Raw genomic sequence first — 20,849 nt, forward strand, 5'->3', positions numbered from 1 at the left:
GTCGCGATGGCGACGGTCGGGGCTACGCTCCGCGTGACGGTGGCCGTCGGCCGCAGGGCGATCAGCGACCTCGTCGAGATGGCGAGGGCCGCGGTGGCGCTGCGCGTGACGGTGAGCGTCGGACCTACGGTGACCGGGGCGATCGCCCACGTCAGGACGGCGAGCGACGCGGATACTCTGCCCGCGATGGTGAGCGGCGCGGCTATTCACCCCGCGATGGAGAGCGTCGGCCTTATGGCGATCAGCGGGCTCGGCGCGATGGCGATGCGCGCGGCGTCACGCCACGGGATGGTGAACGTCGTCCCTACGGCGATCGGAGTGAGCGGCCGCGTCGCGACGGTGACGGGCGCGGCTACGGCCAGCGCGACGGTGAGCGACGCACGTACGGTGGCGGGGCCGAACGCCCGCGTCGCGAAGGGCCGTCCCGGCCACGCAGCGACGGCGAGGCTCGGCCGCGTCACGACGGTGACGACAAGCCGCGCCGCGACGGCGAGTTCCGCGGTCCGCGCCGCGACGGCGGGCAGGGCGAACGCCGCGACAACGACCACCGCCCGCGGCGGGATGACGAGCAGCGTCTGTGGACGCGCGACGGCAGGCCGGCGCGCGGTGACCGCGACGCGTCGCGGCCCGAGTGGCAGGACGACGAAGAGCGCCGGCTGCGCGCCGAGCTCAGGTCGGTTCGGCCGCGTCACGACGACCCCGAATTGCCGGAGTCCGTCACCGGCAAGGATCTCGAATACGGCGCACGGCTCGAGCTGCGCACGCTGGCCAAGGACAACGCGGAAGAGGTCGCGCGGCACCTCGTGATGGCCGCGCGCCTCATCGATGACGACCCCGAGCTGGCACACAAGCACGCGCTGTCGGCTGCGCGCCGTGCAGGCCGCGTCGGCGTCGTGCGCGAGACGCTCGCGATCACCGCATACGCATCCGGTGACTTCGCGCTCGCGCTCCGCGAGCTGCGCACCTATCGGCGCATCTCCGGCAAGGACGACCAGCTCCCGCTGATGGTCGACAGTGAGCGCGGAGTCGGGCGACCGGACCGCGCGCTGGAGCTCGGGCGGTCGGTGGACCGTTCGACCCTGAGCAACGAGGTGCAGGCATCCCTCGCTATCGCGATGTCCGGTGCGCGCCTTGATCTCGGGCAGCAGGAGCTTGCGCTCGGCGAGCTCGAGATTCCGCAGCTGGATCCTGACGTCGCGTATTCGTGGAGTCCTGCCCTGTTCCAGGCGTACGGCGATGTGCTCGACGAGCTAGGGCGCGCGGCGGAGGCCCAGGAGTGGTGGGACCGCGCCGATCGCGCGACCGAGGCGCTCGAGGAGGCGTCGGAGGTGGCTGAGCACGAGACCGTCGATGTGATCGTCGAAGGCGGCGACCTCGAAGAGGACATCGAGCCCGGCGACGGCGCTGACGACGCAGCCGAAGATGATGACCGGTTCAGCGCCGAAGACAATGCGGCCGACGAGGCCGATGACGGAGCGGACGACGCGGGCGAGGACGACGAGGAATTCAGTGTCGAGGACGAGGTCGCCGAGCTGCTCGACGAGGGCGCCGACGAGGACGGGGACGGCGATGGCACTGTTCCGGACAAGGAATAGCGTTCAGGCGGCGCCGCTCGACGGCGTCGACGTTCTGCTCGCCGACCTCGACGGGGTCGTCTACAAGGGCCACGAGGCGATTCCGCACGCGGTCGAGAGCATCAACCAGGCCGCGCAAGGCGCGCGCGTCGGGTACATCACGAACAACGCGTCGCGCACGGACGCCGCGGTCGCGGAGCAGTTGCGCGGCTTCGGCCTCGACACGCAGCCGAGCGACATCGTCACGTCGCCGCAGGCAGCGGTCCGGCTGCTCGCGGGGCTCGTTCCCGCTGAGGCTCGGATCCTGGTCATCGGAGGCGAGGGGCTCTCCTCGGTCGTGAGCGCCGCCGGGTTCACGATCGTGAGCTCCGCAGACGACGAGCCGGCCGCCGTGATCCAGGGGTTCGCGCCGGAGCTCGGGTGGAAGGACCTCGCCGAGGCGTCCTTCGCGCTCGCCGGCGGCGATGACGGGATCCCGTGGGTCGCGACGAACATGGACTGGACGCTGCCGGTCGCCCGCGGCATCGCGCCGGGCAACGGCACGCTGGTGTCCGCGGTGCACAACGCGGTCGGACGCCTGCCGGTCGTCGCTGGGAAGCCGGAGGTCGCGATCTTCGAGGAGGCGCGAGCGCGGTTCGGCGCGAAGCATCCGCTCTTCATCGGCGATCGGTTGGACACCGACGTGATCGGCGCGAATCGCGCGGGCATCGACTCTGTGCTCGTGCTGACCGGCATCGACAAGGCCAAGCAGCTGCTGGCGGCAGGGCCGGACTCGCGGCCGACCTACATCCTCGAGGATCTGCGCGGGCTGCACGAGGCGTACCCGGCCGTCGAGAAGGCGCGCGGCGGGGCGACCGTTGTCGGCGACGCCGCGGTACGCGTGAGCGGGACCACGGTCGAGGTGGCCAGAGAAGGCGGCGACCCGGTGAACCTGCTGCGCGCGGCCTGCCACGCGATCTGGGACTCCGGCATCGCGATCTACGCGCTCGACGTGCCGGAACGCCTGTATCGGTAGCTCGCTGTACCGTGGAGATCGTGGCAGACGAGCGAGACGACGACGTGCGCGGCGACGCGCTGCTGCCGCGCCTCAGGCTGATCGAGGACCAGCCGCTCGAGACGCGTGCGGAGGCCTACGCCCACCTGCACGACGAGCTGCGCGAAGCGCTCGACGCGGCCGACCGACAGGGCGGGCGCTGAGCCGGTGCCGTCCACCCGACTCGACGCAGCCGTCGTCGCACGGAGGCTCGCGCGCTCCCGCACGGCCGCTGCGAAGCTGATCGCCGACGGGCGCGTGACGGTCGACGGGAAGCCGGTCGTCAAGGCATCCGCTCAGGTCGATGACGCGAGCGCGATCGTCGTCGCTCTGCCCGACCACTACGTGAGCCGCGGCGCGCACAAGCTGATCGCCGCGCTCGACGCGTTCGACGTCGACCCGAGCGGCCGACTTGCGCTCGACCTCGGCGCGTCGACCGGCGGGTTCACGCAGGTGCTGCTCGAAAGAGGGGCGCGGCACGTGCTCGCGGTCGACGTCGGGCACGGGCAGCTTTCCGTGCCCGTGAAGGGCGACCCGCGGGTGAGCGACCTCGAGGGCGTGAACGCGCGGTATCTGACCGCGACGCGGCTGGCCGAGGCATCCGGAATCTCTGAATCGCCGGACCTCGTCGTCGGTGACCTGTCGTTCATCTCGCTCACCCACGTGCTGCCGGCCGCGCGTGAGACCGCGACTCGCGATGCGGACTTCGTGGTGCTGATCAAGCCGCAGTTCGAGGTCGGGCGCACCGGCGTGAAAGAGGGGATCGTGCGCGACCCCGTGCTGCGCGCAGACGCCGTGGCCGGGGTGCTGTGGGCCGCGTGGGACCTCGGGCTCGGAATCGCAGGGCTCACACCGTCGCCGATCGCCGGAACGTACGGGAACCGCGAGTACGTGTGCTGGATGTCGGCGGCGCGCGGGACGAATCCGACAGAATGGGTGGACAGGGTTTCGACGATGACGGGAGCGTGACGTTCAATGGCCGGTCGCCGCATCCTGGTCGTCTCGCACACCGGGCGCGAGGAGTCCCTCGAGTCTGCGCTGCAGGTGTGCAGGCAGCTGCTCGACGAATCCGACGTCGTGCCCGTGCTGAGCTCTGACGAGCTGCACGATCTGCGCGCGTACGCGCCTGAGCTGATGGGCCTCGAGGTGCTCGGGGCCGAGTGCCGGCCCGGAGACCTGGAGCTCGTCATCGTGCTGGGCGGGGACGGGACGATTCTGCGTGCTGCCGAGATGGTGCGCGGCGAGAACGTGCCGATCCTCGGGGTGAATCTCGGCCATGTCGGGTTCTTGGCAGAGAGCGAGCGCGACGACCTGAAGCGCTCGGTCGCACGGGCACTCGCCGGCGACTACGAGGTCGAGGAGCGCATGACGCTCGCGGTGCGCGTGAAGTACGACGGCGAGGTCGTGTACGAGGACTGGGCGCTGAACGAGGCCAGCGTCGAGAAGGCCAGCCGCGAGCGGATGATCGAGGTGATGGTCGAGGTCGACCGGCGCCCGCTGTCGAGCTTCGGCTGCGACGGCGTCGTGATGTCGACGCCGACAGGATCGACCGCGTACTCGTTCTCCGCAGGAGGGCCGATCGTGTGGCCCACGCTCGACGCGCTGCTGTTCACGCCGATCTCGGCGCACGCGCTGTTCGCGAAGCCGCTCGTGGTGACGCCGGATTCCGCGATCGCGGTCGAGCTGCTCGACCGCGTGCAGACCGGCGGCATTCTGTGGTGCGACGGGCGCCGCTCGGTCGAGCTGCGGCCCGGCGCGCGCATCGTGGTCACCCGTTCGCCGATCCCGGTGAAGATGGCGCGCATGCACCGCGCGGCGTTCACCGACCGGCTCGTGCGGAAGTTCAACCTTCCCGTCGTGGGCTGGCGAGGGCCGGCGTGACGGGCGCGAGCACGTCGCGGCAGCGCCGCGCCACACGGGGTGCAGTGTGATCGAGGAGATCTCGATCCGCGACCTCGGCGTCATCGCGGAGGCCACGCTGCCGCTCGGGCCGGGGTTCACGGCGATCACCGGCGAGACCGGCGCGGGCAAGACGATGGTCGTGACGGCGCTCGGACTCCTGCTCGGGGAACGGTCGGACAGCGGGACCGTGCGCATGGGCGCGACGCAGAGCTGGGTCGAAGGGCGCTGGCTGGTGCCGGCCGACGGCGAGATCACCGAGCGGGTGCGGGATTCAGGGGGCGACGTCGACCCGATCGGCGAGAGCGGCGACGCGGAGCTCGTGCTCAGCCGCTCGGTGTCGCCGGAGGGCCGCAGCCGCGCCTACGCCGGCGGGCGCAGCGCGCCCGTCGCCGTGCTCTCCGAGCTCGGTGAGCGCCTGGTTGTCGTGCACGGGCAGTCCGAGCAGCTGCGGTTGAAGAGCGCCACGGCTCAGCGCGAGGCGCTCGACCGGTTCGCGGGGGCTGGGTTCCAGGCATCCCTCGCCGAGTACCAGTCCGTATGGCGGCGCTGGAAGGACGGCGCCGCCGAGCTCGAGCAGCTGACCGGCGACCGGGATCGGCGCGTGCGCGAGGCCGAAGAGCTGCGTGCCGCGCTCGACGAGATCGAGACGGCGGCGCCGCAGCCCGGCGAGGACGCCGAGCTCGACGAGCGCATCGAGCGGCTCGAGAACGCCGAGACGCTGCGGGTCGCGGCCGCAGAGGCGCGCGAGGTGCTTTCGGCGGAGGAATCCGACGGCCCCGATGCCCTCAGCCTGCTGGACGCGTCGCGTCGCTCGCTCGAGAGCGCCGCGCGTCACGACGCCGAGCTCGGAGCGATCGCCGAGGCGCTGCAGACGGCGCAGTACCAGGTGACGGATGCCGCCGCCCAGCTCTCGTCGTACCTCGCAGCGCTCGACACCGACGGCTCCCACGACCTCGAACTGCTGCAGGAGCGCAAAGCGCTGCTGGCGGCGCTCGTGCGGAAGCACGGGTCGTCGCTCGACGACGTGATCGATCGGCTGCAGAGCGGGAGCGCGCGGCTGTTCGAGCTGGACGGGGACTCTGACCGGATCGCAGAGCTGACGGCACGTGTCGCCGAAGACGCCGCGGCGGCCGAGGAGCTGGCTGACGGGCTGTCGACGGCGCGCGCTGCGGCGGGGGAGGAGCTCGCGGCATCCGTCACCCGTGAACTCGCCGCGCTCGCCATGCCGGACGCGCGCATCGTCGTCGAGGTGAGCGACCGCGGCGAACTGGGGGCATCGGGGCGCGATCAGGTCGCGATCCTGCTGCAGCCGCACCCCGGCAGCGAGCCGCGGCCCCTCGGCCGCGGAGCCTCAGGGGGCGAGCTGTCGCGCGTGATGCTCGCCATCGAGGTCGTGCTCGCGGGCAGCGACCCCGTGCCGACCTTCGTGTTCGACGAGGTCGACGCCGGCGTGGGAGGCGCGGCGGCGATCGAGATCGGCCGACGGCTCGCCCGTCTCGCCGAGCGCTCGCAGGTGCTCGTCGTCACGCACCTCGCGCAGGTCGCCGCGTTCGCGAACAATCACCTGAACGTGGTGAAGGACACCGGCGGCGCGGTGACCGCCAGCAGCGTGCGGCAGCTGGAGGGCGGCGAGCGCGAAGCAGAGATGGCGCGGCTGCTGTCGGGACTTGCGGATTCCGAGAGCGGGGTCGCGCACGCGCGGGAGCTTCTGGAGCTCGCGCGTTCGTAGCAGCTGTGAGGCCGATGGTTTCGAGACGCGCGCTTCGCGTGCTCCTCAACCATCGGGTCGGGTGCGATAGAATCGAAGCCCGTGGTGGATTCTTCAGACGCGGGCCAGATCAATTCTTCAAACGGCACTACCAAGCACATCTTCGTGACGGGTGGTGTCGTTTCTTCGTTGGGCAAGGGCCTCACCGCCGCAAGCCTCGGCAATCTGCTGACCTCACGCGGACTGCACGTGGTGATGCAGAAGCTCGACCCCTATCTCAACGTCGACCCGGGCACGATGAACCCGTTCCAGCACGGCGAGGTGTTCGTCACCGATGACGGCGCCGAGACCGACCTCGACATCGGCCACTACGAGCGCTTCCTCGACGTGAACCTGTCGCAGGCGGCCAACGTCACCACCGGCCAGATCTACTCGCAGGTGATCGCGAAGGAGCGCCGCGGCGAGTACCTCGGCGACACCGTCCAGGTCATCCCGCACATCTCGGACGAGATCAAGCGCCGCATGCGCCTGCAGGCCACCGCGGACCCGCAGCCCGATGTGATCATCACCGAGGTTGGCGGCACCGTCGGCGACATCGAGTCGCAGCCGTTCATCGAGGCCGCCCGCCAGATCCGCCACGAGCTGGGCCGCAAGAACGTGTTCTTCGTGCACGTGTCGCTCGTGCCGTTCATGAACGCCTCGGGCGAGCAGAAGACCAAGCCGACGCAGCACTCCGTGGCGATGCTGCGCTCGATGGGCATCCAGCCCGACGCTTTGGTGCTGCGCAGCGACCGGCCCGTCTCCGACTCGAACAAGAAGAAGATCGCGCTGATGTGCGACGTCGACGAAGACGCCGTCATCAACACGGTCGATCTGCCGAGCATCTACGACATCCCCGTGACACTGCACCAGCAGGGGCTGGACAGCTATGTGATCGAGCAGCTCGGCCTCGGCGAGAAGGCCGTCGAGCCCGACCGGACCAGCTGGAACGAGCTGCTCAAGGTCGTGCACGAGCCCCGCAAGGAGATCACGATCGCGCTCGTCGGCAAGTACATCGATCTGCCGGATGCCTACCTGTCGGTCTCCGAGGCGCTGAAGGCCGGCGGCTTCGCGCACCACACGAAGGTGCAGCTGCGCTGGGTCGCCTCCGACACGTGCGAGACGCCGGACGGCGCCGCGAAGGCGCTCGCCGACGTCGACGGGATCTGCGTGCCGGGCGGCTTCGGCATCCGCGGCATCGAGGGCAAGCTCGGCGCTCTGCGCTTCGCGCGGGAGAACGGGATTCCGACGCTCGGCCTGTGCCTCGGCCTGCAGTGCATGGTCATCGAGTACGCGCGCAACGTCGCCGGGCTGCCCGGCGCCTCGTCGAGCGAGTTCGACCCGGACACCGAGTTCCCCGTGATCGCGACGATGGCGGAGCAGGTCGACATCATCGCCGGTGGCGACCTGGGCGGAACCATGCGTCTCGGCCTGTACCCGGCGAAGCTCGCCGAGGGCTCGATCGTCACCGAGCTGTACGGCGCGCCCGAGGCATCCGAGCGCCACCGCCACCGCTACGAGGTCAACAACAGGTACCGCCAGCAGATCGCGGATGCCGGGCTGTGGTTCTCGGGCGTCTCGCCCGACGGGCACCTCGTCGAGTACGTCGAGCTGCCGCGCGAGGTGCACCCCTTCTACGTCGCGACGCAGGCGCACCCCGAGCTGCGCAGCCGACCGAACCGCGCCAACCCGCTGTTCCGGGGCCTGATCGGCGCGGCGCTCGAGCGTCAGGAGTCCACCCGCCTGTTCCCCGTCGAGGAGCAGGAGAACGTTGCCTGAGCGCGGCGCCGATGACGGCCTGATCGCCGACGAGCGGGCCGAGGTGCGCATCGTCGACTCGAAGCTGGTCTTCGAGGGGCGGGTATGGGACGTGCGCTATGACGTGTTCGAGTACAACGGGCACGAGCTGCGGCGCGACTACATCGATCACACGGGGGCTGTCGCGGTCGTCGCGCTCGACGAGGACGACCGGATGCTGGTGATCCAGCAGTACCGGCATCCGATCCGCTTCCGCGATTGGGAGCTTCCCGCCGGTCTGCTCGATGTCGAGGGCGAGGACCCCCTGCTCGCCGCGCAGCGCGAGCTCGCGGAGGAGGCCGATCTGGTCGCCACCGACTGGAGCGTGCTCAGCGAGTTCTGGACCACGCCGGGCGGCAGCAACGAGGCGATCCGGCTCTACCTCGCCCGCGGGCTCTCGGCGACGCCGACGGCCTTCGAGCGCAGTGACGAGGAGGCCGACATCGTGAAGCGCTGGGTGCCTCTCGACGAGGTCGTCGACGGCGTGCTCGCGCGCCGTCTGCAGAACCCGCCCCTCACGATCGGCGCGCTCGCGGCGCACGCGTCCCGGGCGCGCGGGTGGACGAGCCTCGGCGCGCCGGAGGAGCCGTGGTCGAGGCACCCGCGCCTGCGCTGAGCGGCCGGTCTGCGTCGGCGATCGAGCGCGACGTGACGGCGTACCTCAGGTATGCCGGGCTCGAGCGGCGGCTTGCGAAGAACACCATCGCCTCGTATCGGCGGGATCTCGCTGCGTACACGGATTGGCTCGCAGATCAGGGGATCGACTCGCTTGACGAGGTGGTTCCCGCGACGCTCAGTGCGTATGCGAAGTTCCTGGGCCAGCGAGAGCTGGCCGCGGCATCCATCTCTCGCATGCTCGGGGCCGTGCGGCAGCTGCACCGCTTCCTGCAGGTCGAAGGGCGGGTGCAGACGGATGCCGCACGCGAACTGCGCACCCCCAAGAAACCGCTGCGGCTTCCGAAGGCGATCCCTCAGGCGGACGTCACGGCGCTGATCGAGACCGCCTCAGGCGACGACATCGTGGCGCTGCGCGACCGGGCGCTGCTCGAGCTCCTGTACGCGACCGGCGCGCGCGTCTCCGAAGCGGTCGACCTCGACGTCGACGACGTCGTCGACCGCGAGATCGTGCGCCTCACCGGCAAGGGAGACAAGCAGCGCATCGTGCCGCTCGGCAGCTACGCGCGCACCGCGCTCGACGCGTACCTCGTGCGTGCCCGCCCCGCGCTCGCCTCGCGCGGAAAGGGCCGCGACGCCGCCGCGCTGTTCCTCGGAGTGCGCGGGCAACGGGTGTCGCGGCAGAACGCATGGCTCATCATCAAGAAGGCCGCGGAGAGGGCCGAACTGAAGGCCGAGATCTCGCCGCACACCCTGCGACACTCCTTCGCGACGCATCTGCTCGAGGGCGGCGCGGACGTGCGCGTGGTGCAGGAACTGTTGGGCCATGCATCCGTCGCCACCACCCAGCTGTACACGCTCGTGACGGCCGACACCCTGCGCGACGTGTACACACAGGCGCATCCGCGTGCGCGGTAGTGTTGTGCCGATGGAGCGCACGAAGACCGATTTCCCGGTGCCAGCACCGCTGAAGCAGCACGGGCCCGCGCGCATCATCACGCTGTGCAACCAGAAGGGCGGCGTCGGCAAGACGACGACCAGCATCAGCCTGGGTGCGGCGCTCGCCGAGTACGGCCGCAAGGTGCTCGCCATCGACTTCGACCCGCAGGGTGCGCTGTCGGCGGGCCTCGCGGTGAACACGCACGAGGCGACCACGATCTACGACCTGCTGCTCAACGGCAAGCTCGAGCCGCGCGAGGCGATTCAGCCGACCGGCGTGCCCGGGCTCGACGTGATCCCTGCGAACATCGACCTGTCCGCCGCAGAGGTGCACCTCGTCAACGAGGTCGCCCGCGAGCAAGCGCTCGCGCGCGTGCTGCGCCGCGTGAGCGACGACTACGACGTCATCCTCATCGACTGCCAGCCCTCGCTCGGCATCCTGACCGTCAATGCGCTGACTGCGGCGCACGGTGTGCTGATCCCGCTCGAGAGCGAGTACTTCGCGCTGCGCGGCGTCGCGCTGCTGATCGAGACAGTCGAGAAGGTCAAGGAGCGGCTCAACCCCGCGCTCGAGCTCGACGGGATTCTCGTGACGATGTTCGACGCGCGCACGCTGCACTCGCGCGAGGTCTACGAGCGCGTGATCGAGGCCTTCAAGGACAAGGTTCTCGACACCGTCATCTCGCGCACCGTGAAGTTCCCGGACGCCTCGGTGGCGGGCTCGCCGATCACGCAGTTCGCGCCGGACCACCCGGCCGCGGAGGCCTACCGCCACCTCGCACGGGAGCTCGTCTCGCGTGGCGCCGTCGCCTGATCCCACGGGTGACCTTGAGGCGCAGGCGCCGTCGTTCCGCGTCGCGCTGGACAACTTCGAGGGCCCGTTCGACCTGCTGCTGTCGCTGATCGGCAAGCACGAGCTCGACATCACCGAGATCGCGCTCTCGCGCGTCACCGACGAGTTCATCGCCTACCTGCGCGGCATCGACCTGGCCTCGGAGCTCGACCAGGCGAGCGAGTTCCTCGTCGTCGCAGCGACCTTGCTCGACCTCAAGGTCGCGGGGCTCTTGCCGCAGGGCGAGCTCGTCGACGCCGAGGACGTCGCGCTGCTCGAGGCCCGCGACCTGCTGTTCGCGAGGCTGCTGCAGTACCGCGCTTTCAAGGAGGCGTCGGCATGGTTCGACGAGCATCTGCAACGGGAATCCGCTCGCCATGCCCGCGTCGTGCGGCTCGACGAGAGGTATCGTGCGCGCACACCCGAGCTGGTGTGGACGCTGTCGGCGGATGATTTCGCGGCGCTCGCGCTGCTCGCGTTCACGCCGAAAGAGATCCCGGTGGTCGGTCTCGACCATCTGCACGCGCCGCTCGTCAGCATCCGCGAGCAGGCCGCGACCGTCGTCGCCCTGCTGCGCGACGGGGCGCCCAGGTCGTTTCGCGAGCTGATCGCCGGCGTCGAGGTGAAGGGCGTGATCATCGCGCGCTTCCTCGCGATCCTCGAGCTGTACCGGCACGCGGCCATTCACTTCGAGCAGCTGGAGCCGCTCGGCGAGCTGACCGTGCAATGGTCGGCCGCGAACTGGACAGAAGACAACCTCGCCAATCTGGGGGCTGACTATGACGGGTGATTCTCTCGACGTGAGGCGTGCGCTCGAAGCCATTCTGATGATCGCCGACGAGCCGCAGAGCCTCGTGAGCCTCGCCACGTCCGTCGGCGCGCCGGTGGCGGCGGTGCGACAGGCGATCGAGGCGCTGGTCGCGGACTACAACGGCGACGACCCGACGACCGGGGGAGTGCGGCGCGGCTTCGAGCTGCGCGAGGTCGGCGGCGGCTGGCGGCTGTACGTGCGCGCGGAGTACGACGCGGTCGTGAACGACTTCGTCGTCACGCAGAACCCGACGAAGCTGTCGCAGGCGGCGCTCGAGACGCTCGCTGTCATCGCGTACAAGCAGCCGATCACGCGTGGCCAGGTCGCCAGCATCCGCGCGGTCAACGTCGACTCCGTGGTGCGCACGCTGCTGAGCCGTGGGCTGATCACCGAGGTGTTCGCAGACTCCGAGACCGGCGCGATCAACTACGGCACCACCGAGCTGCTGCTGACACAGCTCGGCATCAACTCGCTCGACGAGCTGCCGCTGATCTCGCCGCTGCTCGCCGACGGCACGGAAGGGTTCGAGGGCGATGTCCGCTGACCATGGGGGCGCGCAGCGCACCGACGGGGAACGGCTGCAGAAGGTCATGGCGGCCGCCGGTGTCGCGAGCCGGCGCGCGTCGGAGGAGCTGATCGTGCGCGGGCGGGTGACCGTGAACGGGAAGAAGGTCACCGAGCTCGGCGCCCGCATCGACCCCGAGACCGACCTGCTCGCCGTCGACGGCGTCGCCGTGCAGCTCGACCAGACCAGGCGCTATCTGATGCTCAACAAGCCGACCAAGGTGATCAGCTCGATGAGCGACGAGCGCGGGCGCGCCGATCTGTCGGGGTTCGTCGCAGATTACGAGGAGCGGCTGTTCAACGTCGGGCGGCTCGACTACGACACGAGCGGGCTGCTCGTGCTGACCAACGACGGGCCGCTCGCGCAGGTGCTCGCGCACCCGTCGTTCGGGGTCGAGAAGACGTATATCGCGAAGGTGAAGGGCACGGTCACCGCGCAGACGCTGCAGGAGCTGCGGAACGGCATCGAGCTCGACGACGGGCCGATCCGCATCGACCGCGGCAAGCTCATCACGCGGGGGGCCACCGACGGGGCATCTATGGTCGAGCTCACCCTGCATTCGGGCCGCAACCGCATCGTGCGCCGCATGATGGAGGCCGCCGGCCACCCGGTCATCGAGCTCGTTCGGCGCAGCTTCGGGCCGCTGCACCTCGGCAGCCTCAAGCTGGGGCGCACCCGCGAGCTGACTAAAATCGAACTCGGCCAGCTGCTCACCCTCGCACGCGGGGCCGAGGAGCAGAAGGGCCGGATGTGACGGAAGCGCGAGTGGGCGGGACGGTCCGCATCGTCGGGTCGGGCCTGCTCGGGGCATCCGTCGGCCTCGGTCTGCGTGCGCACGGCGTCGACGTGGTGGTGACGGATGCCTCACGTACCGCCGCCCGCCTCGCGGTCGAATACGGGGCCGGGCGCCCGCCCGCCGAGACGGACGCGCCCGCTCTCATCGTGGTGGCCGTGCCACCCGACGCGATCGCCGAAGTCGTCGCGGCCGAGCTCGCGGCCTTCCCCGACGCGATCGTCACCGACGTCGCGAGCGTGAAGTCGGCGCCGCTCGCGGAGCTCGCGGCTTCGGGTGCGGACCTGTCGCGCTACGTCGGCTCGCACCCGCTCGCCGGTCGCGAGCGCGGCGGCCCGATCTCAGCGCGCGCCGACCTGTTCCTCGGCCGGCCGTGGGTCGTGTGCACACGGTCCGAGCTGGGCCGTGCCCGGGTGTCGGCGGTCGAGGCGCTCGCGCTCGACCTCGGCGCCATCCCGGTCGAGATGGACGCCGCGGTTCACGACGAATCCGTCGCCCTCGTCTCCCATACGCCGCAGCTGGTCTCGACGCTGATGGCGCGCAGGCTGGGCGGTGCGACGGATGCCGCGCTCGGCCTGGCCGGCGGGGGAGTGCGCGACGTCACGCGCATCGCCTCAAGCGACCCCGCGCTGTGGGTGCAGATCCTGTCGGCGAACGCGGCGACGGTCGCCTCGATCCTGCGCGCGTACCGCGGCGACCTCGACGAGGTGATCGGGGCGCTCGAGAACATCGACGAGCCAGGAAGCCGGCGCTCGCTCGCCGAGACGCTCGCCGGAGGCAACGCGGGGGTCGCGCGGCTGCCGGGGAAGCACGGTCAGGACCGCCGCTTCGCGAGCGTCGTCGTGCTGATCGACGACCGGCCGGGGCAGCTCGGCCGGCTGTTCGCCGAACTCGGCGAGCTCGGCGTCAACATCGAGGACTTCCGCATGGAGCACTCGCCGGGCGCGCAGATCGGCATCGCCGAGCTCGCCGTCGTGCCGGAGGTGCTCGCGCGCACCGTCGAGGACCTGACCGCGCGCGGCTGGAGGATCGCCGGATGAGCAGGATCGTGGTTGCCGTTGATGGGCCGGCCGGAAGCGGGAAGTCGAGTGTGTCGAAGGCGGTCGCGCGCAAGCTCGGCTACGCCTACCTCGACACCGGGGCGGCGTATCGCGCGTTCGCCTGGCACGCGCAGAACGCGGGCGTGGAGCTCGAGGATGCGGCATCCGTCGCCTCTGCCCTGCCTTCTTTCGAGTTCAGTGAGGCGACCGACCCCGATCACTTCTCTGTGCGCGTGGGTGAGAAGGACGTGACGGATGCCATCCGCAAGCCTGCCGTCACTGGCATCGTGAGCCTCGTCGCGCGCGTGCCGGAGGTGCGGGCGGCGCTCACCGAGGTCTTCCGGTCGATCGCCGCCGCGACCGAGAGGGACGGCATCGTGATCGAGGGGCGCGACATCACGACCGCCGTCGCCCCGGACGCCCAGGTGCGCGTTCTGCTGACGGCGAGCGAAGAAGCTAGAATGGGACGTCGCTCTGCCGAGTTGACCGGGTATTCGGCTCAGGTCGTCGGCGAGCAGCTGAAGGCGCGGGACCGCGCCGATTCGCGCGTCGTGGACTTCATGACCGCCGCAGACGGGGTGACGACCGTCGATTCAACCGAGCTGGACTTCGATGAGACCGTGGACGCGGTCATCGCCGTGATTCGCACCAATCTGTAGAAACGAGAAACCCATGGCCGACACCGACGACTTCGACGACGCCGCTGTCGGCGGCGACGACCTGGCCGACAAGCTCGCCGCGCTCGACGACGTGTCCGCCGAGCGCCGCACCGCGGCGCTGCGCGGCGGCCTCGCCGACTACGATCTCGACGACGAGGACCTCGCGGTTCTGGATGCCGCGTCCGAGGATGTCTCCGCGATCGCGTATCTTCCTGCGCTGCCCGTTGTCGCCATCGTCGGCCGGCCGAACGTCGGCAAGTCGGCGCTCGTCAACCGCATCCTGGGCCGCCGCGAGGCCGTCGTCGAGGATACGCCGGGTGTCACGCGCGACCGCGTCTCGTATCAGGCCGAGTGGATGAACCGCCGCTTCACCATCGTCGACACCGGCGGCTGGGAGCCCGACGCCCGCGGTATCGACGCCTCGGTCGCGGCGCAGGCCGAGGTGGCGATCGACCTCGCCGACGCCGTCATGTTCGTCGTCGACTCGAACGTCGGCGCCACCGCGACGGACGAGCACGTCGTGCGCCTGCTGCGCAAGACGAAGAAGCCGGTATATCTCGTCGCCAACAAGGTCGACGACGCGCGCCTCGAGCCGCAGTCGGCAGCCCTGTGGTCTCTCGGCCTCGGCGAGCCGCATCCCGTGTCGGCGCTGCACGGGCGCGGGGTCGCCGACCTGCTCGACCTCGTCGTCGGCAAGCTGCCCGAGGTGTCGGCCGTCGCGAAGCGCGAGGTCGGCGGCCCCCGCCGCGTCGCCATCGTCGGGCGCCCGAACGTCGGCAAGTCGTCGCTCTTGAACAAGGCCGCCGGCGAGGAGCGCGTGGTCGTCAACGACCTGGCCGGCACGACCCGCGACCCGGTCGATGAGCAGATCGAGCTCGGCGGCAAGGTGTGGCGGTTCGTCGACACCGCAGGCATCCGTCGCCGTGTGCACCTGTCGCAAGGCGCCGATTTCTACGCGTCGCTGCGCACCTCGACCGCCCTGGAAAAGGCTGAAGTCGCCGTCGTTGTGCTCGACGTGACACAGCCGATCAGCGAGCAGGACGTGCGCATCGTCGACCTCGTGCTCGAGTCGGGTCGCGCGCTGGTGATCGCGTACAACAAGTGGGACCTGCTGGACGACGACCGCCGCCGCTACCTCGAGCGCGAGATCGAGCAGAACCTCGCGCACGTCGACTGGGCGCCGCGCGTCAACATCTCGGCGAAGACCGGCCGCCACCTCGAGAAGCTCGTGCCGGCGCTGGAGCTCGCGCTCGAGTCGTGGGACACACGCATCGGCACCGGCAAGTTCAACGCCTTCCTCGCCGAACTCGTCGCCGCGCACCCGCACCCCCTGCGGGGCGGGAAGCAGCCGCGCATCCTGTTCGGCACGCAGGCGTCGAGCCGGCCGCCGACATTCGTCCTGTTCACGACCGGATTCCTCGACCCGGGCTACCGCCGCTACATCCAGCGGCGGCTGCGCGAGATCTACGGGTTCGAGGGGTCCCCGATCGTTCTCAATATGAGGGTTCGGGAGCGGCGGCAGCGCTAGAGGCGCCCGGCCGCGACGGCGGCCTGCAACTGCCGGTAGTCGGATAGCGACTGATCGGCATACGCGAGCGACCAGTCGACGACCGCGCGGTCGAATGCGTCGCCGCTACCCAGGTACCCGCCGATGCGTGCGGCATCCGGGCTCTGCGCGTGCGCTCTGGACAGCAGGAGGGCGCAGGCCTGGGCGTAGCCGCCGAAGGTCTGCTCGGAAAGCTCGGACGTGTCGATCGAGACGTTTCCGTCGCGGAATTGGCGGGCGTAGAACTGGTTGCCTCGCGCCGAGAGGTGCCCGAGGAACGGGTCCGACGTCGCCTGGAGGATGCGCTGGCTCGAGGTGACCCGATAGCCGTGCAGCGTGGTCGGGTCGGGGAACCCTTCGGGCGTCGGGTCGAGGGCGACCCCGCCGAACTCGTCGATCACGGAGCGGGTGGCCTGCTTGACCTGCAGGATGAGCGGCTCGCCGCGCGGCCCGGTGAGCACCAGGATGTAGCAGCGCGTGCCGACGCTGCCGACCCCAACGACCCGGCGCGCCACGTCGGTCGGCGTGTACTGGGACAGCAGGAGCGCCACGTCGGGCGGCACGGTCGTGAGATAGGCGTTGAAGTCGTTGTGGATGCGCTCCTCGATCTGCGGTTCGACATGCGTCAGCGTCGGCGGCTGCTCGACGATGCGGACGGAGCCGTCGGGCGCCCGCTCCGTGATCTTCTGGAAGACCCGCTCCGACGTGCGCTTCCGTGCCGCCTTGATGGCGCCCTCGACGACGGACTTGGAATCCGGGTCGAGGCCCGCGCTCGCAGCTGCGACGTCGACCCGGACGTAGTAGCGCTCGATCACGTTCCTCTCGAGGATGCGCCGCAACCCCGCTCGGTATGCGTACGCGGAGTGAAGTGCTGCCTTTCGAACGGCGGATTCCTTCGAACCTCGATCGCGCGCGGCGATGATCACGCTCGTGATCAGGCGTTTGATATCCCATTCCCACGGGCCGACTGTCGACTCATCGAAGTCGTTGAGGTCGAAGACGAGGCTGCGCTGCGAGGAGGAGTAGATGCCGAAGTTCGAGAGATGGGCGTCACCGCAGATCACGACCCGGATGCCGGTCGTCGCTTCGTGCGCCAAGTCGGCCGCCTGGATCGCCGCGGTCCCACGGTAGAACGCGAACGGACTGGCCAGCATCCGCTCGAGGCGGAGCGGGACCAGCTCGGGGACGCGCGCCTCGTGCTGACGCTGAATGATTCCCAGGGGGTCGCGGCCGGCATCCGCACGATAGACCGCATGCGCACTCCGCGGCAGCTCGTTGCGGATCCGCCTGCCGCTCGCCACTTGTTCGTCGTGTGAGATGACCGGCGCGTGTTCATACCGCAGCCGGCCCACGGTTGGGCTCATCTCCACACCATATGACCGCCGACTACCGTCGAGCGCCCTTATCTGCCGTCGATGAGAAGTCGATGCGCATCACCGCGCGGCGGGGGCTCGGCCGGCTGACCTCACGGAAGCCCGCCGCGGCGAACGCTGAGACCGCGCCCACGTAGAGCTCGCCCCAGCCGAGCCTCTCGCCGGGCTTCAGGACCAGCGGGTAGCCCTCTGCAGCGCTGGCGCCGCGGTCTCTGGCGAAGCCGGCCGCGGCCGCGGCGAGCTCTGCCATCAGGCCGCGGCCACGGAAGCCAACCCTGGTGACGAAGCAGCTGACGGCCCAGACACCCGCATCTGCCTTGTCTTCATCGCGCCCTAGCCACGGGATGCGCTGCGTCTGCATGCGCACGTAATTGATGCGCGGCTCGACGGCGACCCAGCCGACGGGCTCGCCGCCGAGGTATGCGACGAGGCCTGTCGTGTGCTTTGCTGTCGGCTCGCCGCAATGTGTGAGCTCGCGCTGGCGCTGCTCGAGTTCCTGCCAGGGGACGACGCCGAATTGCTTCGCGGGAACCTTGAACCACTGGCACTGGCAGCCGTGCGCGTCGCCGCGCGGGCCGAAGACGGCCTGGATGTCGGCCCAGCTCGCCTCGTTCGCCGGGATGACGCGCAGCTGCTCGGTGATCGGCGTCGGTGCCATGAGCCCACGGTAGCGAGGGGCACCGACATCGGGCATCCGTCGCCCGCTCGATTCGTCGGAGGCCCAGGCGTCACGTTATGATGGTCAGGTTGTCCGCGCTTCGGCGCAGTCGGCAACGGGCTGTGGCGCAGCTTGGTAGCGCACCTGACTGGGGGTCAAGGGGTTTACCCCGCTCTGGTCGGCCCGAATAACTGAAAAATGATGCCACGGGATGTGGCGCAGCTTGGTAGCGCACCTGACTGGGGGTCAGGGGGTCGCAGGTTCAAATCCTGTCATCCCGACGAAAAAGCCCTGATGAGAAGCCAATTTCATCGGGGCTTCGTCATGTCCGGCGACGGGTTTCTGTTGGTCCCCTCCTGGTCCCCCCGCTCGACCGGCGAGAGGCGTCGATCGGCTTCTGATGCCCTCCGAACGGAGCAACCTGTGGATAAGGGGACCAAAAGGGGACCAGAACGCTGCGCGGGCATCTCCACGCGCCTCTACAAGGTCCTCGACGCGCTGCGGCGCGACTGCCCGCTCACCTTGGCAGACCGTTTGAGGAAGGCGTTGGCCTGCTCGGCGGCGGAGGCCAGATGGCGGTCGTCGGGATGCAGGTAGCCGCGGGTGGTCTCGACCGAGGCGTGGCCGAGGATGTCCTGGAGAACGTGCAGCGGGATGCCAGCGTCGGCCATCCAGGTCGCCCCGGTGTGCCGGAGCCCGTGACGGGTGAGATCGGGCAAGCCGAGATCCTTGACGATCTGATCCCAGTTCGTCGCGTCCCGCACGGTCGCGGTGGTGAGCGCGCCGCCCTTCGGCCCGACCAGCAGCCGGCCCTCTGGTTCCTTGTCTTTCGTGAGGCGTTCGAGGATCGGCCGCAACGGGTCGAGGATCGGGACCCGGCGCTCCTTGCGGCCCTTGGTCTGCTTCGTGACGAGCCCGCCCTTCCCGGGATAGGTCTGCCGGGCGATCACGACGACGTTCTTGTCGAAGCGGACATCGCCGGCCTGCAGCCCGGAGACTTCCGATGAGCGCGCGGCGAGGAGGGCGGCGAGCATGACGAAGTCCGAGTACGACTGGTCGATCTTCCCGCATGCCTCGGCGAGCCGGGTCAGCGTGCCCATATCGGGGATGGCGTGCGCGCGCGGGGATGCCTGCTCGGCGGGTTGGATGCGGAACGCGTTGCGGTTCAGGCTGCGCTTGGCGCGATTCTTCGCCGGGTTGATCGCGATCAGCCCGTCCCGCACGGCCTCATCGAGCACACGCACCAGCGGCGCGATGGAGTTCTTGATGGTGGAAGCCCCGTGCCGTTTCTCCCAGGCGTCGATGGTGCGGTCGATCGCCCCGGCGGTGATCTGCGTCACCGGCAGATGCCCGAGCGCGGGCAGCACGCGCAGCTTGAGCCCATACCCGTAGGTTTCCCCGGTCGATGTCGGGTCCAATCCGCGGGCCCACCTGTCGCCGATCGCGGTGACGAACTTTGTGAGCGTCATCGACACGTCCATGCCCTTCACGGACGACTGCCGCAGCGAGTCGAAGAACGCGTGCGCGGCGGCCTCGTCGGCGACGATCTCCGAGCGGATCACCCGGCGCTTGCTGATCGGATCGGTCCAGCGGGCTCGAGCACGGATGCCATAGGAGCGGCGCTCCATATCGGTGGAGATCTTCACCCCAACTGGTGGGACGGGCTTGGGCTGCGCCTGCGGGAGCGGTTCAGCCTTCCGGGGCATGGCCATGCTCCAGACCAGCCAGCCACGCGTCGACCGCATCGATCCGGTAGCGGGCGATCCCGCCCAGACGCAGGAACGGCGGCCCCTGACCGGCGGACCGCCACCGGGACAGCGTCGACTCGGACACCTTGAGATACGCGGCGATCTCGCGACTGTCCATCAGCGGAGAGACCATGATCGTGCCGCTGTTCTGGTTCACGAGACTTCTCCGGTGTTCGGATCGAGTCCGGCATAGAAGGCGTCCTCGGCCTCGCGGCGGGTGGCGACGTCGTCGAGGACGAACTGCACGAAGTCCTGATCGCGGTGGGCGATGATTGTGTCCTCGACCGGCTCGGCAGGGTCGTCGCCGGGCCAGGCGGTCTGGCGAGTGGGCCGGTCGCGATCCAGACGGGTCCCCGAAGCCGCGACCCAGTCGCGCAGCCGCTGCCGGGCGTCGGCGAAATCGCGATGCCAGCCCAGTGGTGCGGAGCCGTTCTGTTCCGGGTCGTAGGCGGACAGCCAGTGCAAGTGGAGCGCGCTCAGTTCCCACAAGAGCTCGGGGTGCCGGTGCCAGAACGGCGGGATCACGCTGGCGGGGAGCCCGTAGGTGCGTCGCAGCCAGTCGACCCACCGGTTGAGCTCCAGCCACTCGGCTTCCGCCTCGTCGGCGGTGAGCAGGTTCCAGTTGACTGGGTGCGGCGGCTCGGGGATCAGCGGCCCGTCGAACTCCTCGGACTCCTCGTCCAGGTCCGGCTCGTCGGTCTCGGGGGCGGTGTCGTTCTCGTTCATCGCGGTCACCGCCGTTCAGAGCCCGAGCGCCGGGGCGGCGCCCGAGCTCTCGCGACGAGCTGCGTCGGCCGCCTGTCCCACGGGCTCCTGTGTCGTGGCGGGCTGGCGGCGGGTGCGGTCGACCTCGTAGCTCGTGCGGGCGAGGTCGTGGCCGATCTTCTTCGCCACGAATTCCTCGGCCTTGACTATCTCGCCCTCCGGCGTGGCGCGGTCGTACTCGCGGGTGTAGCCCTCCGCGACGAACTTGTCGCCCTTGGCGAGCCGGTCGTGAGCGCGCTCGGCGGTCTTCTTGAACGCCACGAGGTCATGGAAGGTCGTCTCGGTCTGCGTGAACGACCCGTCGTCCTCACGGCGGTAGTGCTCCTGCCCGATCTTGGCGTAGAACCGCGCATCGCCCCGCTCGGTGTGGGTGAGCTGCGGGTCGGAGGCGATGAACCCCGAGAGGGATTCCTGCGTGTGGAGAGCCATCGGACTGCCCCTCTTTCTGACAT

23 protein-coding genes and 2 tRNA genes are annotated in these 20,849 nt (G+C 69.8%); 18 read left to right on the top strand and 7 right to left on the bottom strand.

The window, feature by feature from the left end; all coding sequences use genetic code 11:
* Positions 1–206: 206 nt before the first annotated feature.
* Positions 207–692: a hypothetical protein gene (locus D7I44_RS18275; RefSeq protein ID WP_162940292.1), complete on the bottom strand. Its 486-nt coding sequence runs from the start codon at positions 690–692 to the stop codon at positions 207–209.
* A gap of 12 nt (positions 693–704) precedes the next feature.
* Here D7I44_RS18275 and D7I44_RS14225 point away from each other — a divergent pair, with 12 nt between their 5' ends.
* The 16 genes from D7I44_RS14225 to der all read left to right on the top strand — a co-directional run bounded on the left by D7I44_RS14225 (position 705) and on the right by der (position 15,835).
* Positions 705–1,595, top strand: coding sequence for a hypothetical protein (locus tag D7I44_RS14225; protein WP_245979686.1), 891 nt, complete (start codon positions 705–707; stop codon positions 1,593–1,595).
* Positions 1,570–2,589 carry an HAD-IIA family hydrolase gene (locus D7I44_RS14230; protein WP_120790103.1) on the top strand — a complete coding sequence of 340 codons (1,020 nt, stop codon included), beginning with the start codon at positions 1,570–1,572 and terminating at the stop codon, positions 2,587–2,589. The genes D7I44_RS14225 and D7I44_RS14230 overlap by 26 nt, the downstream gene beginning before the upstream one ends.
* Before the next feature lie 20 nt (positions 2,590–2,609).
* Entirely contained in the window at positions 2,610–2,771 is a 162-nt protein-coding gene (locus tag D7I44_RS18280) for a hypothetical protein (protein ID WP_162940293.1), read from the top strand.
* 4 nt (positions 2,772–2,775) lie between these two features.
* Positions 2,776–3,576, top strand: coding sequence for a TlyA family RNA methyltransferase (locus tag D7I44_RS14235; RefSeq protein ID WP_120790104.1), 801 nt, complete (start codon positions 2,776–2,778; stop codon positions 3,574–3,576).
* Positions 3,577–3,582: 6 nt separating this feature from the next.
* A complete protein-coding gene (locus tag D7I44_RS14240) occupies positions 3,583–4,488 on the top strand; it encodes an NAD kinase (protein ID WP_120790105.1) in 906 nt (301 codons plus the stop codon).
* A gap of 46 nt (positions 4,489–4,534) precedes the next feature.
* Positions 4,535–6,238: a DNA repair protein RecN gene (gene recN / locus D7I44_RS14245; RefSeq protein WP_120790106.1), complete on the top strand. Its 1,704-nt coding sequence runs from the start codon at positions 4,535–4,537 to the stop codon at positions 6,236–6,238.
* An 84-nt stretch (positions 6,239–6,322) separates the two neighbouring features.
* Positions 6,323–8,035 carry a CTP synthase gene (locus tag D7I44_RS14250; protein WP_425459334.1) on the top strand — a complete coding sequence of 571 codons (1,713 nt, stop codon included), beginning with the start codon at positions 6,323–6,325 and terminating at the stop codon, positions 8,033–8,035.
* Entirely contained in the window at positions 8,028–8,669 is a 642-nt protein-coding gene (locus tag D7I44_RS14255; RefSeq protein WP_220093775.1) for an NUDIX domain-containing protein, read from the top strand. Before D7I44_RS14250 ends, D7I44_RS14255 begins: the two co-directional genes overlap by 8 nt.
* Positions 8,642–9,586, top strand: coding sequence for a site-specific tyrosine recombinase XerD (gene xerD, locus D7I44_RS14260; protein ID WP_245979688.1), 945 nt, complete (start codon positions 8,642–8,644; stop codon positions 9,584–9,586). The genes D7I44_RS14255 and xerD overlap by 28 nt, the downstream gene beginning before the upstream one ends.
* A gap of 10 nt (positions 9,587–9,596) precedes the next feature.
* Positions 9,597–10,421 (top strand): ParA family protein, encoded by an 825-nt coding sequence (locus D7I44_RS14265; protein WP_120790108.1) that lies wholly within the window; start codon positions 9,597–9,599, stop codon positions 10,419–10,421.
* Positions 10,405–11,229 carry a segregation and condensation protein A gene (locus tag D7I44_RS14270; protein ID WP_120790109.1) on the top strand — a complete coding sequence of 275 codons (825 nt, stop codon included), beginning with the start codon at positions 10,405–10,407 and terminating at the stop codon, positions 11,227–11,229. Before D7I44_RS14265 ends, D7I44_RS14270 begins: the two co-directional genes overlap by 17 nt.
* On the top strand, positions 11,219–11,794 hold the full coding sequence (scpB, locus tag D7I44_RS14275; RefSeq protein ID WP_120790110.1) for an SMC-Scp complex subunit ScpB: 576 nt from the start codon (positions 11,219–11,221) through the stop codon (positions 11,792–11,794). The genes D7I44_RS14270 and scpB overlap by 11 nt, the downstream gene beginning before the upstream one ends.
* Entirely contained in the window at positions 11,784–12,569 is a 786-nt protein-coding gene (locus D7I44_RS14280) for a pseudouridine synthase (protein ID WP_120790111.1), read from the top strand. The genes scpB and D7I44_RS14280 overlap by 11 nt, the downstream gene beginning before the upstream one ends.
* Positions 12,566–13,648, top strand: coding sequence for a prephenate dehydrogenase (locus D7I44_RS14285; RefSeq protein ID WP_120790112.1), 1,083 nt, complete (start codon positions 12,566–12,568; stop codon positions 13,646–13,648). Before D7I44_RS14280 ends, D7I44_RS14285 begins: the two co-directional genes overlap by 4 nt.
* Positions 13,645–14,307 carry a (d)CMP kinase gene (cmk, locus tag D7I44_RS14290; RefSeq protein ID WP_120790113.1) on the top strand — a complete coding sequence of 221 codons (663 nt, stop codon included), beginning with the start codon at positions 13,645–13,647 and terminating at the stop codon, positions 14,305–14,307. The genes D7I44_RS14285 and cmk overlap by 4 nt, the downstream gene beginning before the upstream one ends.
* Before the next feature lie 13 nt (positions 14,308–14,320).
* Entirely contained in the window at positions 14,321–15,835 is a 1,515-nt protein-coding gene (gene der, locus D7I44_RS14295) for a ribosome biogenesis GTPase Der (RefSeq protein ID WP_120790114.1), read from the top strand.
* Here der and D7I44_RS14300 read toward each other — a convergent pair.
* On the bottom strand, positions 15,832–17,217 hold the full coding sequence (locus D7I44_RS14300; protein WP_120790977.1) for a DUF2252 domain-containing protein: 1,386 nt from the start codon (positions 17,215–17,217) through the stop codon (positions 15,832–15,834). The two genes, der and D7I44_RS14300, sit on opposite strands and share 4 nt — an antisense overlap.
* Positions 17,218–17,239: 22 nt before the next feature.
* Positions 17,240–17,884 carry a GNAT family N-acetyltransferase gene (locus D7I44_RS14305; protein WP_120790115.1) on the bottom strand — a complete coding sequence of 215 codons (645 nt, stop codon included), beginning with the start codon at positions 17,882–17,884 and terminating at the stop codon, positions 17,240–17,242.
* Between the two features lie 116 nt (positions 17,885–18,000).
* Between D7I44_RS14305 and D7I44_RS14310 the strand changes: the two genes are divergently transcribed.
* A tRNA-Pro gene (locus D7I44_RS14310) sits at positions 18,001–18,071 on the top strand.
* Positions 18,072–18,091: 20 nt separating this feature from the next.
* Positions 18,092–18,165: transfer RNA gene (locus D7I44_RS14315), tRNA-Pro, on the top strand.
* 198 nt (positions 18,166–18,363) lie between these two features.
* On the opposite strand, the gene D7I44_RS14320 is transcribed toward D7I44_RS14315, so the two are convergent.
* The 4 genes from D7I44_RS14320 to D7I44_RS14335 are packed head-to-tail and all read right to left on the bottom strand — an operon-like array spanning position 18,364 to position 20,826.
* Positions 18,364–19,530, bottom strand: a complete 1,167-nt coding sequence (locus tag D7I44_RS14320) for a tyrosine-type recombinase/integrase (RefSeq protein WP_342768585.1) — start codon at positions 19,528–19,530, stop codon at positions 18,364–18,366.
* A gap of 43 nt (positions 19,531–19,573) precedes the next feature.
* On the bottom strand, positions 19,574–19,789 hold the full coding sequence (locus D7I44_RS14325; protein WP_342768586.1) for a helix-turn-helix transcriptional regulator: 216 nt from the start codon (positions 19,787–19,789) through the stop codon (positions 19,574–19,576).
* Positions 19,786–20,358, bottom strand: coding sequence for a hypothetical protein (locus D7I44_RS14330; RefSeq protein ID WP_120790116.1), 573 nt, complete (start codon positions 20,356–20,358; stop codon positions 19,786–19,788). The genes D7I44_RS14325 and D7I44_RS14330 overlap by 4 nt, the downstream gene beginning before the upstream one ends.
* A 15-nt stretch (positions 20,359–20,373) precedes the next feature.
* Positions 20,374–20,826, bottom strand: a complete 453-nt coding sequence (locus tag D7I44_RS14335) for a single-stranded DNA-binding protein (protein WP_120790117.1) — start codon at positions 20,824–20,826, stop codon at positions 20,374–20,376.
* Between the last annotated feature and the right edge of the window lie 23 nt (positions 20,827–20,849).

It is taken from the genome of Gryllotalpicola protaetiae, assembly GCF_003627055.1.
GTDB classification, from domain to species: domain Bacteria; phylum Actinomycetota; class Actinomycetes; order Actinomycetales; family Microbacteriaceae; genus Gryllotalpicola; species Gryllotalpicola protaetiae.

What these genes read in the sequence shown, in the direction of transcription:
- D7I44_RS14240 (WP_120790105.1), top strand. Translation starts at nt 3,583, where the DNA reads ATGGCCGGTCGCCGCATCCTGGTCGTCTCGCACACCGGGCGCGAGGAG.
- cmk (WP_120790113.1), top strand. Translation starts at nt 13,645, where the DNA reads ATGAGCAGGATCGTGGTTGCCGTTGATGGGCCGGCCGGAAGCGGGAAG.
- D7I44_RS14265 (WP_120790108.1), top strand. Translation starts at nt 9,597, where the DNA reads ATGGAGCGCACGAAGACCGATTTCCCGGTGCCAGCACCGCTGAAGCAG.
- D7I44_RS14305 (WP_120790115.1), bottom strand. Translation starts at nt 17,884, where the DNA reads ATGGCACCGACGCCGATCACCGAGCAGCTGCGCGTCATCCCGGCGAAC.
- scpB (WP_120790110.1), top strand. Translation starts at nt 11,219, where the DNA reads ATGACGGGTGATTCTCTCGACGTGAGGCGTGCGCTCGAAGCCATTCTG.
- D7I44_RS14335 (WP_120790117.1), bottom strand. Translation starts at nt 20,826, where the DNA reads ATGGCTCTCCACACGCAGGAATCCCTCTCGGGGTTCATCGCCTCCGAC.
- der (WP_120790114.1), top strand. Translation starts at nt 14,321, where the DNA reads ATGGCCGACACCGACGACTTCGACGACGCCGCTGTCGGCGGCGACGAC.
- D7I44_RS14300 (WP_120790977.1), bottom strand. Translation starts at nt 17,217, where the DNA reads ATGAGCCCAACCGTGGGCCGGCTGCGGTATGAACACGCGCCGGTCATC.
- D7I44_RS14280 (WP_120790111.1), top strand. Translation starts at nt 11,784, where the DNA reads ATGTCCGCTGACCATGGGGGCGCGCAGCGCACCGACGGGGAACGGCTG.
- D7I44_RS14330 (WP_120790116.1), bottom strand. Translation starts at nt 20,358, where the DNA reads ATGAACGAGAACGACACCGCCCCCGAGACCGACGAGCCGGACCTGGAC.
- D7I44_RS14230 (WP_120790103.1), top strand. Translation starts at nt 1,570, where the DNA reads ATGGCACTGTTCCGGACAAGGAATAGCGTTCAGGCGGCGCCGCTCGAC.